Origin of the sequence: Pseudomonas sp. KK18, from assembly GCF_037094675.1 — a bacterium.
In the GTDB taxonomy this organism is placed as follows: Bacteria; Pseudomonadota; Gammaproteobacteria; order Pseudomonadales; family Pseudomonadaceae; genus Aquipseudomonas.
The window spans coordinates 5,039,409-5,055,325 of sequence record NZ_CP146605.1 but is presented as its reverse complement, the minus strand read 5'-3'; the positions used below and the strand labels follow the sequence as shown (position 1 = coordinate 5,055,325).

Annotated in this window: 14 protein-coding genes and 1 pseudogene; 2 read left to right on the top strand and 13 right to left on the bottom strand. The window is 59.5% G+C overall.

Features of this window, described 5'->3' with window-relative positions:
* Positions 1–310: 310 nt before the first annotated feature.
* From V6607_RS22600 to V6607_RS22570, 7 genes are all read right to left on the bottom strand, one after another.
* Positions 311–1,438: an IS481 family transposase gene (locus V6607_RS22600; RefSeq protein WP_338739149.1), complete on the bottom strand. Its 1,128-nt coding sequence runs from the start codon at positions 1,436–1,438 to the stop codon at positions 311–313.
* Between the two features lie 176 nt (positions 1,439–1,614).
* Complete coding sequence (locus V6607_RS22595) at positions 1,615–2,268, bottom strand: HAD family hydrolase (protein ID WP_134327067.1); 654 nt, start codon at positions 2,266–2,268, stop codon at positions 1,615–1,617.
* A gap of 29 nt (positions 2,269–2,297) precedes the next feature.
* Positions 2,298–3,287, bottom strand: a complete 990-nt coding sequence (locus tag V6607_RS22590; protein WP_003219745.1) for an ABC transporter ATP-binding protein — start codon at positions 3,285–3,287, stop codon at positions 2,298–2,300.
* Positions 3,284–4,084 (bottom strand): ABC transporter permease, encoded by an 801-nt coding sequence (locus tag V6607_RS22585; RefSeq protein WP_003219747.1) that lies wholly within the window; start codon positions 4,082–4,084, stop codon positions 3,284–3,286. Before V6607_RS22585 ends, V6607_RS22590 begins: the two co-directional genes overlap by 4 nt.
* Positions 4,071–4,916 (bottom strand): ABC transporter permease subunit, encoded by an 846-nt coding sequence (locus V6607_RS22580; protein ID WP_003219748.1) that lies wholly within the window; start codon positions 4,914–4,916, stop codon positions 4,071–4,073. The genes V6607_RS22585 and V6607_RS22580 overlap by 14 nt, the downstream gene beginning before the upstream one ends.
* Complete coding sequence (locus V6607_RS22575) at positions 4,913–5,719, bottom strand: alkaline phosphatase family protein (RefSeq protein ID WP_003219750.1); 807 nt, start codon at positions 5,717–5,719, stop codon at positions 4,913–4,915. The genes V6607_RS22580 and V6607_RS22575 overlap by 4 nt, the downstream gene beginning before the upstream one ends.
* A 187-nt stretch (positions 5,720–5,906) precedes the next feature.
* Positions 5,907–6,974 (bottom strand): ABC transporter substrate-binding protein, encoded by a 1,068-nt coding sequence (locus tag V6607_RS22570; protein ID WP_003219752.1) that lies wholly within the window; start codon positions 6,972–6,974, stop codon positions 5,907–5,909.
* A gap of 351 nt (positions 6,975–7,325) precedes the next feature.
* Between V6607_RS22570 and V6607_RS22565 the strand changes: the two genes are divergently transcribed.
* On the top strand, positions 7,326–8,039 hold the full coding sequence (locus tag V6607_RS22565) for a UTRA domain-containing protein (RefSeq protein WP_010166446.1): 714 nt from the start codon (positions 7,326–7,328) through the stop codon (positions 8,037–8,039).
* Positions 8,040–8,421: 382 nt separating this feature from the next.
* On the opposite strand, the gene V6607_RS22560 is transcribed toward V6607_RS22565, so the two are convergent.
* From V6607_RS22560 to V6607_RS22550, 3 genes are all read right to left on the bottom strand, one after another.
* Positions 8,422–9,768 carry an amidohydrolase gene (locus tag V6607_RS22560; protein WP_003219757.1) on the bottom strand — a complete coding sequence of 449 codons (1,347 nt, stop codon included), beginning with the start codon at positions 9,766–9,768 and terminating at the stop codon, positions 8,422–8,424.
* Positions 9,769–9,819: 51 nt separating this feature from the next.
* Complete coding sequence (locus V6607_RS22555; RefSeq protein WP_003219758.1) at positions 9,820–11,979, bottom strand: mechanosensitive ion channel domain-containing protein; 2,160 nt, start codon at positions 11,977–11,979, stop codon at positions 9,820–9,822.
* A 72-nt stretch (positions 11,980–12,051) separates the two neighbouring features.
* On the bottom strand, positions 12,052–12,228 hold the full coding sequence (locus V6607_RS22550) for a hypothetical protein (protein ID WP_003219760.1): 177 nt from the start codon (positions 12,226–12,228) through the stop codon (positions 12,052–12,054).
* Positions 12,229–12,404: 176 nt separating this feature from the next.
* Here V6607_RS22550 and yegS point away from each other — a divergent pair.
* Positions 12,405–13,329: pseudogene (gene yegS / locus V6607_RS22545) on the top strand (lipid kinase YegS); the annotation flags it as partial.
* Here the strand turns inward: yegS and V6607_RS22540 are convergent.
* The 3 genes from V6607_RS22540 to V6607_RS22530 all read right to left on the bottom strand — a co-directional run bounded on the left by V6607_RS22540 (position 13,291) and on the right by V6607_RS22530 (position 15,603).
* A complete protein-coding gene (locus V6607_RS22540; RefSeq protein WP_003219763.1) occupies positions 13,291–13,950 on the bottom strand; it encodes a response regulator transcription factor in 660 nt (219 codons plus the stop codon). The pseudogene yegS and the gene V6607_RS22540 overlap by 39 nt on opposite strands.
* A complete protein-coding gene (locus V6607_RS22535; RefSeq protein ID WP_003219766.1) occupies positions 13,947–14,840 on the bottom strand; it encodes a sensor histidine kinase in 894 nt (297 codons plus the stop codon). The genes V6607_RS22540 and V6607_RS22535 overlap by 4 nt, the downstream gene beginning before the upstream one ends.
* A 319-nt stretch (positions 14,841–15,159) precedes the next feature.
* Positions 15,160–15,603 (bottom strand): hypothetical protein, encoded by a 444-nt coding sequence (locus V6607_RS22530; RefSeq protein ID WP_003219767.1) that lies wholly within the window; start codon positions 15,601–15,603, stop codon positions 15,160–15,162.
* Positions 15,604–15,917: the final 314 nt, after the last annotated feature.

Below are 15,917 nucleotides of genomic sequence, written 5' to 3'. Positions count from 1 at the left end.
TGCTTTTGCTGTTAACACTCAAGCCGGCCGGTAGGCCGCTGTGCTTTTGCTTTTGCTTTTGATCTGACTGCCCCAATAAGCCCGAGGCCGAACGCAGGTATTGCGGAGCGGGTAAACCGGCAGGACGCCGGTTTAGCCGCGCCGGGCCATGGATGGCCCGTCGCGGCGGCCCGCGGAGTAATGCCGGAGTGAGGGAACGCCGAGCCACAGCGAGGCGCCGACAGGCGGGGCAGAGCGCTTTGGTTACTTTGCCGCTTTTTGTACGGACCGGACACATGGTGGACACATGTGCGGGGACATGGTTGACACATTATGAACCGTAATCAGGCTGTTTCACGTCGATCGTTCGCAAAAAATGATGGCAGAAATAGACGTCAAATAGCCCGTCACTCTCAGTGTTGGGACGTAGTGCGATGTGATGTCCGGCCAGGCCTTTGGCGATCCTGAAATAGCGCTTCTGAAACTTAAATCGGCTGTGATAAACCTTGGCCTTTAAATCGTCCGGCCCGTACTCAAACGCCAAAAGCGTCTCCGGATAAGCCCAGGGGCTTTCTCGGTATCGGTCCATTGGAACCTTGTAATCCAGGGCTTGATGAGGGCGTTGATGGTTATAAACCTCTCGCCATTGATCAAGATTTGTTTGCGCTTCTGCAAGCGTCCGAAAATGGCGGCCGTTGAGCACTTCAGCCTTGAGTGACCGATGAAATCGTTCGATTTTCCCATTGGTTTGAGGGTGGAAAGGCCGACTGAAACTTACTCTGATACCTAGGCGAACGAGCCAGATACTCAGTTCCGTGATCTCCCCCGGATTACGCGGAGAGCCCCATGGGGGCCCGTTATCGACGTTGATACGAGCTGGTAAACCGTAGCGCCGAAAAACCGCGATCAACTGCTCCTGTACCGTGGCTGTGCGCTCGTTGGCACAGGCTTTGATTGCCAAGTTGAAACGAGAATGGTCGTCCAAAACAGTTAGCGGATGGCATCGGCCTTGTTGCGTTGGGAAATGCCCTTTGAAATCCATCTGCCAAAGATCATTGGGCGCGTCGTGTTCAAACCTCAACCTTGCTGCCTGTAACTCTTTTGGGACCGTTTGAACCAAACCATGGCGATGTAAGACATTGGTGACAGTGCTAGGAGCGATACGCTTATCTAACAGATTGCTGATCGTGCGGCCGCCCCAGGCTGGATGCTCCCGCCTAATTGCCAAGACTTCAGTCTCCAGCGCGGGCTCGGTAAGTTTTGGGCTAGTGGCTGGCCTGCGGGATTTCTCCAGCAGACCTTGCTGGCCTTGTTCTTCGTAGCGACCGAGCCACTTGTACGCGGTTTGGGGACTGATACCGAACCGTCGACACAGTTCTCGTTTATTGCTGCCGGGTTGCCGGGCTAAGGCAACGAACTCTTTTTTCAGGCTCATGGCGTCTCTCGTATTCCAGGGCATGATGGTTTTCCGGCGTAGTTAGCTCGCCGAAAAGTGTCAACCATGTCCCCGTACACCCGTCAACCATGTGTCCGGTCCGTACACGCTTTTGCAAAGTGACTCGCTGTAAGAGCGAAACCATAGGTGGCCGTTACCTAAATAACGGATATGTACCCACCTCAAACCAGCACAAAACGTCACACCCAATGATGAATCGGCCACCCAGCCTTCTCAGCATGCGCCCGCAGCACCGGGTCCGGATTCACCACCTGCGGGTTCTCCACCTTCAGCAACAGCGGCAAATCATTGCGCGAATCCGAGTAGAAGTACGCCCCATCAAGGTGCTCACCTTCCTGCTCCAGCCATTCCATCAGGCGAGTGATCTTGCCTTCGCGGTAAGTCAGTACACCTGTGGTCTTGCCGCTGTACACCCCATGGGCGACGTCCAGCTCAATCCCCAGCACTTCATCAATGCCGATACGCGCCGCAATCGGCTTGACCAGGTGCGTCCCCGACGCCGAGATCACCAGAATCCGGTCACCATTCTGGCGGTGCCGGGCGATAGTCCGGGTAGCTTCGCTGTAGATCAGCGGCTCGATAACGTCTTCCACCCACGGCTCTACAAGGTGCTCGATCTCTTCCGGCGTGCGGCCAATCATCGGCTCCAGGCTGAAGTCCATGAAATCCTCCATGGCCAGCTCACCGCGGCTGTAGGCCGCCATCAGTTCGTCGTTCTTGCGCATGAACGACTCGCCATCCACCCAGCCCAGGCGGCCCATCTGCTCGCTCCACAGGGTGGCGCAGTCGCCGTGGATCAGGGTGTCGTCCAGATCAAAAATTACCAATGCCATCTGTCACGCTCTCTCAAATAAATCGTGCGTCAGGCTACTTCACACAACGCACTTGGGTCGATGGAAAGTGCCAATCTCTGACCATCCGGGTGCAGATCGTCAGCCGAGCGGTTAAGCACATCCACCACCAATTCCACGCCCCGGGCTTCGATGCGGTAGCGAATCACGTTGCCCAACAGGCTGTGGCTGCGCACCAACGCATCCAGCTCACCGCTGCGGCTGAGCTCAATGGCCTCCGGGCGAATGGCGATGCGCCCGGTGATCGGACGCTGCAACAGTTTGCTGGCCTTGTCGGCGTCCAGCAGGTTGTAGTTGCCGATAAAGCCGGCGGCGAACACATCCACCGGCGCGGTGTAGAGGGTCTCGGCATCGCCGCTCTGCACGATCTTGCCCTGGTTCATCAGGAAGATCCGGTCGGACATGGTCAGGGCTTCTTCCTGGTCATGGGTCACGAAGATGGTGGTCAGGCCCAGCTCACGCTGGATCTGGCGAATCTGTTCACGCAGGTGCTTGCGAATCCGTGCATCGAGGGCCGACAACGGCTCGTCGAGCAACAGCAGGCGCGGGCGCGTCACCAGCGAGCGGGCGAGGGCCACGCGCTGGCACTGGCCGCCGGACATCTGGTGCGGGTAGCGGCCGGCGAGTTCTTTCAGCTCCACCAGTTGCAACACTTCCTGCACGCGTTTGTGGCTGTCGTCGGCATTGACCTTCTGCATGCGCAGGCCGAAGGCGACGTTCTGTTCCACCGTCATGTTGGGGAACAGCGCGTAGCTCTGGAACACCATGCCGATATGCCGTTTCTGTGGGCTCAGCGGGACGATGTCCTGGCCATCCAGCAGGATTTTCCCGCTGTCCACCGAGGTCAGGCCGGCGATGCAGCGCAGCAGGGTCGACTTGCCGCAGCCCGACGGGCCAAGCAGGGTGACGAATTCGCCCTTGGCGATTTCGCAGTTGATGTCACTGAATACCGGCGTACCGGCGTAGCCTTTCTGCAGGTGTTGGACGCTGACGAAGCTCATTGGCTTTTGTCCTTGTTCAAGATGTTGGCGGCCCAGGTCAGCACCAGCACGAAGAAGAAATAGGAGATCACCAGGGCACTGGTGAAGTGGCCGCTGCTGTTACGCATATTGTTGAGGTACACCTGCAGGGTTTCGTAGCGGGTGCCCACCAGGATGTTGGCGAACACGAACTCGCCGAACAGGAACGAGAACGACAGCAGCAGTGCCACCATCAAGCCCTTGCGCAGGTTCGGCAACACCACCAGGAACGCCGCCTGGAAGGTGCTGGCACCGAGCAGTTGGGCGGCGTCCATCAGGTCCCGCAGGTTGATCGCTTGCAGGTTGTTGGTGATCGCCCGATACATGAACGGCAGCGCCACGGTGAAGTAGCAACCGATCAGGATCCACGGCGTACCCACCATCGCAAATGGACCCGAGCCATAGAGCTGCAACAGCCCCACCGACGACACCACCGGCGGCACCGCGAAGGGCAGCAGGATCAAAATGTTCATCAGCGCATCGAGTTTTGGAAAGTGGTAATGCACCACAAACAGCAGCGGCAGGATCAGCACCACCGACAAGATCAGCGCGCCAACGCACACCAGCAGCGACTGGCCGAAGGCATTCAGGAAGCGCGGGTCACTCCACAGTTGGATATACCATTTAAAGGTAAAGCCGGATGGCAGGATGGTCGCCGACCAACTGCTGGCGATGGAGTAGACCAGGGTGCCGAGCAACGGCAGCACCAGGATTGCAAACAACAGATACACCACTACGCGGTGGTAGAGGGCGGCCGAGCCAGGTTCAGCGCGAGACATGGTAGCTCCTCTTGAGCAGCAGTTGATGGACCACGGTCACCACGGTCATCAGCGCCACCAGCACCACGGCCAGGGCACTGGCCATGTTCGGGTCCAGGGAAATATCGCCGGAGACCATCGCCGCGATGCGGATCGGCAGCACGTTGAAGTTGCCGGTGGTCAGCGCGTACACCGTGGCGTAGGCGCCGAGAGCGTTGGCCAGCAGGATCACGAAGGTGCCCAGCAGCGCCGGGGTCAGCACCGGCAGACCGATGTGCCGCCAGTACTGCCAGCCGTCCGCGCCGAGCAATGAAGCAGACTCGCGCCAGTCTTCACGCAGTGCGTCAAAGGCCGGGTAGAGCAGCAACACGCCGAGGGGAATCTGGAAGTAGGTATAAAGGATGATCAGGCCGGTCTTGGAGTACAGGTTGAAGTCCTGAATGATCCCCGCCTGCTTGAGCATGATGGTGATGCTGCCGTTGAACCCCAGCAGGATGATGAAGGCGAAGGCCAGGGGTACGCCGGCAAAATTGCTGGTCATGTTGGCGAACGCGGTCACGAAATTGCGCAGCGGCCCGTCGACCCGGCGCAGCGAGTAGCTGCCGAGTACGGCGATGATGATCCCGAACACGCTGGAGTAGAAACTGATTTCCAGGCTGTACTGGATCGCCTGCATATAGAACTTCGAGCTGAAGATCTTGCTGAAGTTGGCCAGGCCCCAGCCGAACTCTTCGGACTGGACGCTGCTGATCATTACCCACACCAGCGGGGCGATTTCGAACACGATAAAGAAGATGGCGAAGGGCACCAGGCACAAGGCGGCCAGCCATTTGCCGCGGATCACTGAATTCACTTCAACAGCTCCCGGCATACAGGTTTGTCGTGGGGTACACCCAACAGCTCGCAGACGGTGCCGCACAGCTCGGTTTGTTTGGGCGTGGCGTGGGTGTCGAGGCTGAAGGCATCACCCAGCACAAACAGCGGCACTTCCCGTTCTTCCGGCAGCAGGCCGTTGTGGGAGCGGTCGTTGTTCATGCCGTGGTCGGCCGTCACCAGTACCTGGTAACCGGCGTCGAGCCAGCCTTGCAGGTAGTCGGCGAGGATGATGTCGGCCGAGCGCGCGCTGTTGCGGTATTGCGGGGTGTCGAGGCCGTGCTTGTGGCCGGCATCGTCGATGTTCATCGGGTGCACCACCAGGAAATTCGGCGCGTGTTTGAGGCGCAGGCTTTCGGCGTCGGCAAAAAGGTGCGAGTCCGGGTAATGGTCATTCCAGTAGAAATGCCCGTGCTGGATCGCCAGGGCCGAGTCGCTGGTATGCCGATCCCGGGCGGCGATAAAGGGCGAGCGGTTATACAACTCGCTGACCCAGTGATACGCCGCCGCCGCCGTGGATAAACCGGCGTCGGTGGCGTAATGGAAAATGCTGCGCTGGTTGGACAGGCGCGAGACGTTGTTGTGGACGATGCCGCTCTCGATCGGCGGGACGCCGGTGAGGATGCATTCGTACAGTGGCCGGGACAGGGCCGGCAGTTCACATTCCAGTTTGTACAGTGCTGCGCGTCCTGCGCCGACATAGGCCTGCAAGTGCCCCATGGCGTGTCGGGCAACCTCGTAATTCAGGCCGTCGAGCACGACAAGGATGACGTTGTGCTTCATAGGGGCTGGGGCTCCGCAACAAATAGGCTTGACTCGGTTTTTCGGTTGGAACACCGATCAAATGTGGGAGCTGGCTTGCCTGCGATAGCGGTGTGTCAGTCGACAATACTGCTGAATGTCATACCGCTATCGCAGGCAAGCCAGCTCCCACACTGACCGCGTTCCACTTGAACAGGCGTATTAAGCCTTATTGCATATTGATGATGACTTCTTCCTGCCACTTCTGCGGCAGTGCCTTGGAGGTCTTCTCCCAAGCGTCGGCGTCCTTGATCGGCGTGACTTTCTTGTACTGCTCGTTAGGCAGCAGCTTGGCCTGTACGTCGGCTGGCAAGGTCAGGTGCTCGGCACGGATCGGCCGCGCATTGCCACGCGCCAGGTTGGTTTGGCCGGCGTCGCTGAAGATGTATTCGCGGGTCAGCTTGGCGGCGTTCGGGTGCTTGGCGTATTTGTTGATGATCGTGGTGTAGCCGGAAATCACCGAGCCGTCCGATGGGATCAGCACCACGTAGTCATCCGGGTTGGCCATCTTGGCCTTGTAGCTCAGGCCGTTGAAGTCCCAGACCACGCCCACTTCCACTTCGCCTTTTTCCATGGTGGCGATGGTTGGGTTGGCCAGCGACAGGCGGCCTTGCTTGGCGATGTCGGCGAACATCAGCAGCGCCGGCTGAATGTTCTTCTCGTCGCCACCGTTGGCCAGTGCGGCGGCGAGTACGCCGTTGGCCGCCTGGGCGGCGGTGCTCACGTCACCGATGGAAACCTTGTATTTGCCGGTCTTCAGGTCAGCCCAGCTTTTCGGAGCTTCGGAGCCGTGCAACAGCTTTTTGTTGACGATAAAGGCGATGGTGCCGGTGTAGGCCAGGGCCCAGTTACCGTCCTTGTCTTTCGCCCAATCCGGGACTTGTGCCCAGGTGGTCGGTTTGTACGGTTGGGTAACGCCCTGTTTCACCGCGATCGGGCCGAAGGCTGCACCCACGTCGCCGATGTCGGCGCTGGCGTTGTCTTTCTCTGCCGCAAACTTGGCGACTTCCTGGGCGGAGCTCATGTCGGTGTCGATGTGCTTGAGGCCGTAGGTCTTGGCCAGGTCGTCCCAGGTGCCTTTCCAGTTGGCCCAGTCATCGGGCATGCCGACGCTGTTGACGGCGCCTTCCGCTTTCGCGGCGGCTTCCAGGGTTTTTAGATCGGTATCAGCGGCCATGGCGGCGGTGCACATGGCAATGGTCGAGCCTAACAGTGATGCCAGGAAAAGCTGTTTCATCCGAAGCTCCTTTGGGCGTTTTCAACGCTGCGTTTTTATCGACGTTTGCGGTGGTGTTGGTCTAGGTCAGCAATACACGAGCCAATTTAGGCGTGGCGGATGACAGTTTCATGTCGATGTCGTTTTTTGTTGGCCTGGACGGGGGATCACCGGGTAAGCGTAGACCATGCCCAACCGCCCGGAAGCCTTGGACTTGGCCGATGTATTGCAGGTCTTGTGGCAGGACGTCGCGAGGCGCTGTCATCTGTCGGTCATGTGCAATGCCTAGGCTTGCACGCAACAGCAGAGGCGCGTTTAGCGGGCGTTTTGTGCACCTGAATAGTGCTGGTCTAGTCCAGATAGGTAACGTTGATGCGTGATGAGGCAACCAAGGCGGTGACAACCATTGGCCTGGCGCTGCAAGAGCAGATCGACCATGGCTTGTTGGCGCCTGCCAGTAAGCTGCCGGCCGAGCGCAAGCTCAGCGAGTTGTTTGGTACCACCCGGATTACGGTGCGGGAAGCCTTGTTACAACTTGAGGCACAAGGGCAGATTTATCGCGAGGAGCGGCGGGGGTGGTTTGTGTCGCCGCCCAGGCTTGCCTATAACCTGATGCAGCGCAGTCATTTTCACGCGATGGTGAGTGCCCAGGGTCGGGTGCCGTCGACCGAGGTGATTTCGGCGCGGTTGCAGCCGGCTTCGGCGGCGGTGTGTGCGTGGTTGCAGTTGCCGGCGTTGTCCAGTGTGATTCAGATTTGCCGGGGGCGCAGGATTGATGGGCGGTTGGTGTTGTATGTGGAGCACTATCTGAACCCGCAGTATTTTCCGGGGATTCTGGAGTGTGATTTGAATCAGTCGATTACGGAGTTGTATGCGCGGGTGTATGACTTGCACTACGGGCGGGTGCGGTTTGAGATTGTGCCGACGTCATTGCAGGTTGAGGCTGCGGCGGCGTTGAGGGTGTCGGTGGGGAGCCCGGGGTTGCGGATTGCTCGGGTTAATTATGATCAGCATGAGCGGTTGATTGATTGTGATCTGGAGTTTTGGCGGCATGATGCGATTCATGTGGGGGTGGATGTGGTTTGACGTTTTGCCTGTGTGTATCCGTTATCTAGGTCACGACGGCTTTTGGTTCCGCTCTCACAGCGGCTCACTTTTGAACAGCCGGAATGCCGGCCCAGCCCCAAGTAAGCACAGGGCTTTACCCCGATGACCTGGGTGTTAGAGCAAAAGCAGAGCCGCTTTATGTGGGAGCGGGCTTGCTCGCGAAAAACCTGAGGGCGCCGCGTTGAGTCAGGATACCCACGTAATCGTTAACGACCTTCGCGAGCAAGCCCGCTCCCACATTTGGATCGTGTCCGCCTTTGGGTTTGCTGTTGCTTCACCACACTTAAGCCCGAGCGAGGTGCAGAGTGGTGGGGCAAGAGCGGAACCCTAGGCGGCCGTTACCTGAATAACGGATATACCCTCAATCCGCCGCATTGGCATACAAATAATCAGTCGCCAACGAAGCCAGCGTCCGAACCCCAACCACCAACGCCGACTCATCCACAAAGAACCCCGGATTATGATTCGGCGCCGCCTTGCTCATGTCCTGATCCCTCGGCGTCACCCCCAGAAACACAAACAACCCCGGCGCTTCCTTGGCATAAAACGAGAAGTCTTCAGCCCCACCCACTAACGGGGCGTTGACCACATCCCCATTCGCCGCCCAACGCAAACTCGGCAGCATCTTCTCGGTCAGCGCCGGGTTGTTGATGGTCGGGTCGTACTTCTCAATGATCGTCACCTCAGCCTTCGCCCCACCACTCTCGGCAATCTTCTCGACGGTCTGCCGCACATCCGCATGCAGCTTCTGGCGAATGCCATAGTCGTAGGAGCGAATGGTCCCACTCATGTCCACCGACTCGGGAATGATGTTGTACCGCGTCCCTCCGTTGATGGTGCCAATACTCACCACCGCCGGAAACGAAGAAATGTCGGTACGCCGGCTCACCACCGTCTGCAACCCAACGATGGCCTGCGCCCCGACAGTAATCGGATCAATCCCGTCCCACGGCCGCCCCGCATGGGTCTGCTTGCCCAGGATCTTGATCCGCAGGTCATCCGAACTCGCCAGGGTAGGCCCCGGCCGATACGCAATCTGCCCCGCAGGCACACCGGCCCACACATGCAGCCCAAACACCGCATCCGGCTTGGGCGATTTCATCACCCCTTCCTGCACCATCATCTTCGCGCCCCAAGTGTTCTTGCCATCGGGGATAAAGTCGCTCGGGCCTTCTTCAGCCGGCTGGAAATAAAACACCACGGTGCCCGGCAGACGATCGCGCATGCCGGTCAGAATTTTCGCTGTACTCAGCAGGATGGCGGTGTGGGCGTCGTGGCCGCAGGCGTGCATCACGTCGACTTCTTTATCGAGGTACACCCCCTTGGCCTTCGAGGCAAAGGGCAGGTCGGACACTTCTTTGACCGGCAGCGCATCCATGTCGGCGCGCAAGGCAACGGTCGGGCCGGGCAGGGCGCCTTTGAGGATTGCGACCACGCCGGTGCGGGCGACGCCGGTCTTGACCTCAAGCCCCATCTCCCGCAATTGCTTGGCCACCAGTTCTGCGGTGCGCTTTTCGGTGTTGCCCAGTTCAGGATGGGCGTGGATGTCGCGCCGGGTTTCCAGCAGGGCCGGTTCCAGCACTTTCGCCTGGGCGGCGATTTCTTCGCGGGCACTGTCCTGGCCGCTGCTGGCGGCGATGACCGCGCTGCTGGCGACACCGCACAGCAGGCCGAATACCCATTGGTGTGTAAGACCGGTCAAACGCATAAGGACTCTCCATGATTATTGTTGTTGATCCTGACGTCATCCGGGCAGCGCTTATTCTTTCTCTTGCACGCCTCCCGCCGCTGTCACCACTTGCACGCTCAAGCGTGGGGTGGCCAGGTCCAGCCCGGCTTCGTCGAGGTGACGCTTGAGCGACAGGTTGAACGCCCGCGAAACCTCCCACTGCTTGATCGGCGCGGTCTTGAAGCGGGCGCGAAGAATCGCACTGCCGGACTCGAAACTTTCTACACCCTGAATCTCCAGCGGCGACCAGATATTGCGCCGCTGCAACGGGTCGTTGCGCATCTTCTGCCCGACGTCGCGCATCAGCTTGATGGCGTCGTCGATTTCCATGTTGTAGGGAATCGCCACCCGGAAGATCGCGTAGCCGAACTCCCGGGAGTAGTTCTTGATGCTTTTGATTTCACTGAACGGGATCGTATGCACGATGCCGTCGATGTCCCGCAGGCGCACGGTACGGATGGTCAAGCCTTCGACCGTCCCCAGGTGGCCGCCGACATCCACGTAGTCATCGATTGCCAGGGAGTCTTCGATAATGATGAACAGGCCGGTGATCAAATCCGCCACCAGCGACTGTGCACCAAAACCGATGGCCAGGCCGATCACACCGGCACCCGCCAGCAGCGGCGTGACGTTCATGCCCATGTTCGCCAGGGCGACGATGGCGGCAATGATGAAGATGGTCACGAACAGCACGTTGCGAATCAACGGCATCATCGTCTGCGCACGCGCGTTGGCCAGGCCTTTGCGCGAGCGGGTGAGGGCGTGGTGGATCGCGGTGTCGCTGAGGATCCAGATCAGCCAGGCAAACAGCAATGTGCCGGCAAGGCCGAACAGCTTGACGCTGATTTCATGCCCGTCGCCTTCGGTAAAACGGATCAGCGACAGGCCCCAGACCCGCAGGCCGAGTTCGATAAACACCAGCCACACCACCAGGTGGGCGAGGGTGTAGACGAAGCTTTTCAGGCGCTCGGAGTACAGCGCATGGCGCTTGTGCCCACGCTGCGGCTTGAGTGAATGGCGGCGCACCAGGCCGTTGATCACCATGCACAGCACCAGCAACACCGTGCACAACAACGACTGGCGCAGGGCGGTGCTGGTGTCGCCGGCGGAGACGAAGGTGGCGAACAGCGAGATGCCCACCAGCAGCAACGCCGGCAGGTACCAGAAGGTGCCGACGATTTCGATGGTGTCACTCAGGGCGCGGCGGGTCAGGCGGCGGGACAGCGGCTGGTTGCGGATCAGGTGCGCAATCGGCCGGCGGAATCGCAGGATGAACACACCGGTGGACAGCGCGGCCATGACATTGGCGATGGTCGCGGCGACATGGGACAGGTGCTGGCCCAGGCTCTCGGCCAGGCGCGGGTCGCTGACGGCTTCGCCAAAGGCGGCAAAGCTGCCGATCAGCCACAACGGCCGGAAGGCCTGGTGGCGCAGGATGTATAACGCGCGGTGACGGTGCGGGCCGTCGAGTACGGAAAAGGCGACCACGCAGATCGCCGAGAAGCAGGTGCCCACCACCAGCGCATAGGCCAGCACCATTGCCAGGGATTTGCCGAGGGACGAGGGCAGTGCGTAACTCATGTAGACGGTGATCACCAACGCGATCAGCCACGGGCCGAGCTTGCGCAGGGCAAAGCGTAGCAGGTCCCAGGTCTTGGGGTGTTGCGGCAGTTCTTCGGTCAGGCCAAAGCGCTCGCGCACCCGGTGGCTGAGCCAGATCAGGATCGCGGCCAGCAGGCTCCAGAGCATCAGGATCATGGCAAAGGCAAAGATGATCGGCAGCCATTCGCTGGCCGGCAGCATCAGTGCGGTGAGTTCATCCTTGGCCTGGTCAAACTCGTTGGACCAGCGATTGAGCGGGCTGTCGGCACCGGAGAATTGTTGCTCCAGGCTCGACAGCGTGCCGCCGATCAAACCGAGCACACCCAGTTCGGCGGCGGGCTGGGCCTTTTGCGTGGTCTCACGAAGCTTTTTCAGGTCGCTCAGCAGCTTGGTGCGCTGTTGGTCGTTTTCCAGGGTCTTGATCACCTCGTCCAGGGACTGGCCCAACGGGACATCGGCTTGCGGCTGGGTTTTGGTGTTGCTGCCCAGCAGCCCTGGCAGGCTCACGGCGTGGGCAGGCGCCATGGGCAGCAGGGTCAGCAGGCAGAAAAGCAGGCAACAGGGCAGGGCAAACAGACGGGCAAGCACGAGGCGGTCAACCTTAAAAACGACGAATTGACCGAGTGTACGAGGCCGTCATGTGCAATGCGAGTGAGATTGTCATTCGGCGAGTTTGGCGAGGATCTTGTAAACCACGGTGCCGAGGATCAGCAGCATGCCGATCCACATGCCGAACACACCGATGGGTTTGTCGCGGAAGTTGAAGCCGATGGCCAGGAGGATCATGCCGGTCAGGATGGGGATAAGCATGGAGTGGAAGGCGGACATGGTGATCATGGTGCGACGGCCTTGTCGGGTGGGAATAGGTATAAGTCTAGGTCGATTTCGCCAAGTGCGAGTTGATCCGTGTCAGAAACGCTACAAAACCCGGTTAATTTCTACATCCGATGGCTTTTTTTCGATTGGCCACGGTCAACATCCCTCAGGAACCTTAAACCCAGGAGCATTCATCCATGAGCACACCCAAGGCACTGTTGATTCTGCACGGCAAGCAAGCCCTCAACGAGCAGGTGCGGGCGGCGGTGCAGGGCAAGCGCGAGCAGGGCTGGGACCTGGCCGTACGGGTGACGTGGGAGGGTGGCGATGCCCAGCGGTTTGTCGATCAGGCCCTTGCCGATGGCTACACGCGGCTGATTGCCGGCGGCGGTGACGGCACCCTGCGGGATGTGGCCGAGGCCATGGCCCGGGCCAAGACCGAGGCCAGCCTGGTGCTGATGCCCCTCGGTACCGCCAACGATTTTGCCCGCGCCGCCGGTGTGCCGCTGGAGCCCGAGCAGGCCCTGGACCTGCTGGATGTACCGGCCCGTGCCATCGACCTGGGCGAAGTAGGCGGGCAGATCTTCCTGAATATGGCCACCGGTGGTTTTGGCAGCCAGGTCACTGCCAACACCTCCGAAGACTTGAAGAAAGTCCTCGGTGGCGCGGCGTATCTGTTTACCGGCCTGTCACGCTTCAGCGAGTTGCGCGCGGCCTACGGTGAATTGCAGGGCCCTGACTTTCACTGGCGCGGCGAGCTGCTGGCCCTGGGCATCGGCAACGGGCGCCAGGCCGGTGGTGGCCACGTGCTGTGCCCCGGCGCCCTGGCCGATGATGGTTTGTTGGATATCAGCATCTTGCCGGCGCCGCAGGAAGTGGTCGGCACCCTGCGCAACCTGATGACGGACGGCTGGGGCCTGGACAATATGTTTGTGCGGGCGCGCTTGCCGTGGGTCGAAATCAAGGTCGCCGAAGGGCTGGCGATCAACCTCGACGGCGAACCACTCCAGGGTGACGACTTGCACTTCTCGGCCTTGCCCCAGGCACTGCGGGTGCATCTGCCGGAGGACTCACCGTTGCTGACTAATCGTCAAGGCTGATGATCTGTTCGCGCACTGCGAACAGCACCAGGCCCGCCACGTCGAAAATCTGCAGGCGCTTCATGATCTGCGAGCGGTGGGCTTCCACGGTCTTGATGCTCAGACCCAGGCCATTGGCGATTTCACGGGTGGACTTGCCGCGCACGATCAAGCGCAGGATTTCCAACTGGCGTGCCGTCAGGTTGTGGCTGTGGGGCGGCGGGTTGACCTGGGCCTGATTGCGGATCAGCGCCTGGTTGATCACCGTATGGGCGATCGCCGGGCTGAGGTAGCGTTCGTTGTTGCGCAACGCCAGCAGCGCGTGCTCCAGCTCATTGGCCGTGGTGTCCTTGAGCAGGTAGCCATGGGCGCCGGACTCCAGCGCGCACATGATCAGCTCCGGGTCGGTGTGCATCGACAGGATCAGCACCTTGCTCTTCGGGTAGGCGCGCTTGAGGTCTTTCAATGCATCGAGCCCGCCGGTGTGCTTCATCGACAGGTCAAGCAGCACGATGTCGGGTTGCAGCGCGTCAAACCGCTCCAGCAACTGCGCGCCGTCGCTCGCTTCACCGATCACCGCGTAGCCGGGAATATCCATGACCAGCGCACGCACGCCGGCCCTGATCAGGGAGTGGTCATCCACCAGGAGTAAGTTGCACGTCACTCTAGAACCTTATGGGGGTTGGCCCGTTCGAGGGCGCGGGGCGCCCAGGGGAAAAGCGCTTCGATCCTCGTCCCGGAGCCTGGCTGGCTATTGACCGACAATGTGCCTCCCAGTTGATCAATCCGCTCGGACATCCCGGCCATGCCCCGCTGGCCTTCCTGGGCGGGGTTGATGGCGGGCGAAAAGCCCTGGCCGTCATCGCTGATAAACAGTGACAGGCCTTCGGGCAGGCGTTGCAGGCGTACCAGCAGGTTACGTGCCTGGGCATGGCGCAGCATGTTGGTGACGGCTTCCTGGGTAATGCGAAAGGCGGCAACAGCCATCTCTTCCGGGATGCCGGTCAGCCGTTGATGGCATTCCAGGCTCCAGCTTACCCGGGTGTTTTCCAGGGTCTTGAGCAGATGCGCCCGCAGGCTCGCCTCAAGGCCCAGGCTCGCCAGTTGCCGGGGGTTGAGGATGGCCGACACGTCCTGCACCTTGGCCAGGGTTTCGTTGAGGGTGTTGCACAGCACCGCACAGTGGCCCTGCAGGTTTTCCGGAAGACGGCGCTTGAGCCATTCACTTTGCAGCTTGGCGGCGGTCAACAGTTGGCCGATATCGTCGTGCAGTTCGCGGCTGAGGCGATGACGTTCGTTTTCCTGGACCTGCAACAGGCGGTCGGCCAACTCCTGGGGCTGGAACTTGATGGACTTGCGTGAGCGCCACTGTTGCAAGCCCACCACCAGCAGGGTGGCCAGGTTCACTGACAACAGCGCCAGGGGAAGATCGGCCGAGTGTGCATAAGCCCACAGGCTGAGCAGGCACGCGCACAGGCATAGCGCGAGGGTTATCCAGCGTGCATTGCTTCGGGACACGGACCTTGCGATGAGTGACTTCAGGCTGGCGTACATAGGAGGCGCATTTCACGTTTATATGCATCATGAAGTTGAGTCACTTCGAGCGGGGCATGGTACCACCACTATTACCGTTGGTCGCCTGGCGCCGAGCGGGATGAGGCGTATTAATCACGGCAGCGTCCCGGAAGGTAGTCCCGGAGTTCAACGAGTGGGGAAGTTGTATCATTGAAGTTGTTTTGTATCAGTATTGTCGTTAGTGGCTTATTGATATTTTTCTGCTAACGACGTCGTGATGCATAAATAGTTGTGGTGTCGTTTTTAGATAATCAGGCAATTGAATGCGACATTTTTGTCGCTTAAATGCGAAGAAGCCTCAAATTGCGTAAGGCCTGTGTTGTTGCTTATAGCCGAAATCGCTTTGGGGGATGTGTTGGACAACGGTGGCGATCAACACGGTTTGTTCCGTTTCATCCAGGCCGAGCTTGCCGGTTTTTGTATCGATCAACTCCAGTTGCCAGGCCAGCAGGGTGAGGCAGTTGTGCAGTGCATCAAGTGCTTCGTCATGCAGTTGCAGGGGGCTGGCGGCGTTGCTGATCAGGTACTGGATATGCCGTGAGAACTCGCTGATCGCCCTCAGGGCCAGGGCTTCGGATTTTTCCGCGAGCTTGATCAGGTTGGTTTTCATGCAGTCGATCGCGTCACTGTCGTTGCGGATCAAATGCAGGTGGCTCAAGCATTCTTCAGACTTGGCCAGCAACATTTCCGCTTCGAGGAGGAACTCGGGAAGTGCAAGTTGCCACTCTTTGCCGTCGTTCATCACACAAGTCTCCAGAACATACGATCGGATGATGAGATGTTGCACCGGTTGAATGGCGTAAAACTACCGCTGAAATATGACGAATATCTGTAGGCCCGTTCCGACTTTTCAGTAGGAAATTTATTTGAATGACGGCCGTCGTCCGAGTACCCCACAATTTCCAGGGGCATTCGCACAACTTCTTTGGGTGCCAGTACATAAGTCACTGGATGATCCGTTGGCCGTGGGCTTGCGATAGCAAACAAAAGCCTGACTCCATTCATGCAATGAGAATGGCGTCACATTAATGGCTATTAGATATCGCGAATATCAGG

Coding starts and splice junctions, on each gene's coding strand:
- V6607_RS22600 (WP_338739149.1), bottom strand. CDS start 1,438: ATGCCCTGGAATACGAGAGACGCCATGAGCCTGAAAAAAGAGTTCGTT.
- V6607_RS22595 (WP_134327067.1), bottom strand. CDS start 2,268: ATGGCATTGGTAATTTTTGATCTGGACGACACCCTGATCCACGGCGAC.
- V6607_RS22590 (WP_003219745.1), bottom strand. CDS start 3,287: ATGAGCTTCGTCAGCGTCCAACACCTGCAGAAAGGCTACGCCGGTACG.
- V6607_RS22585 (WP_003219747.1), bottom strand. CDS start 4,084: ATGTCTCGCGCTGAACCTGGCTCGGCCGCCCTCTACCACCGCGTAGTG.
- V6607_RS22575 (WP_003219750.1), bottom strand. CDS start 5,719: ATGAAGCACAACGTCATCCTTGTCGTGCTCGACGGCCTGAATTACGAG.
- V6607_RS22570 (WP_003219752.1), bottom strand. CDS start 6,974: ATGAAACAGCTTTTCCTGGCATCACTGTTAGGCTCGACCATTGCCATG.
- V6607_RS22565 (WP_010166446.1), top strand. CDS start 7,326: ATGCGTGATGAGGCAACCAAGGCGGTGACAACCATTGGCCTGGCGCTG.
- V6607_RS22560 (WP_003219757.1), bottom strand. CDS start 9,768: ATGCGTTTGACCGGTCTTACACACCAATGGGTATTCGGCCTGCTGTGC.
- V6607_RS22550 (WP_003219760.1), bottom strand. CDS start 12,228: ATGATCACCATGTCCGCCTTCCACTCCATGCTTATCCCCATCCTGACC.
- V6607_RS22535 (WP_003219766.1), bottom strand. CDS start 14,840: ATGTACGCCAGCCTGAAGTCACTCATCGCAAGGTCCGTGTCCCGAAGC.
- V6607_RS22530 (WP_003219767.1), bottom strand. CDS start 15,603: ATGAACGACGGCAAAGAGTGGCAACTTGCACTTCCCGAGTTCCTCCTC.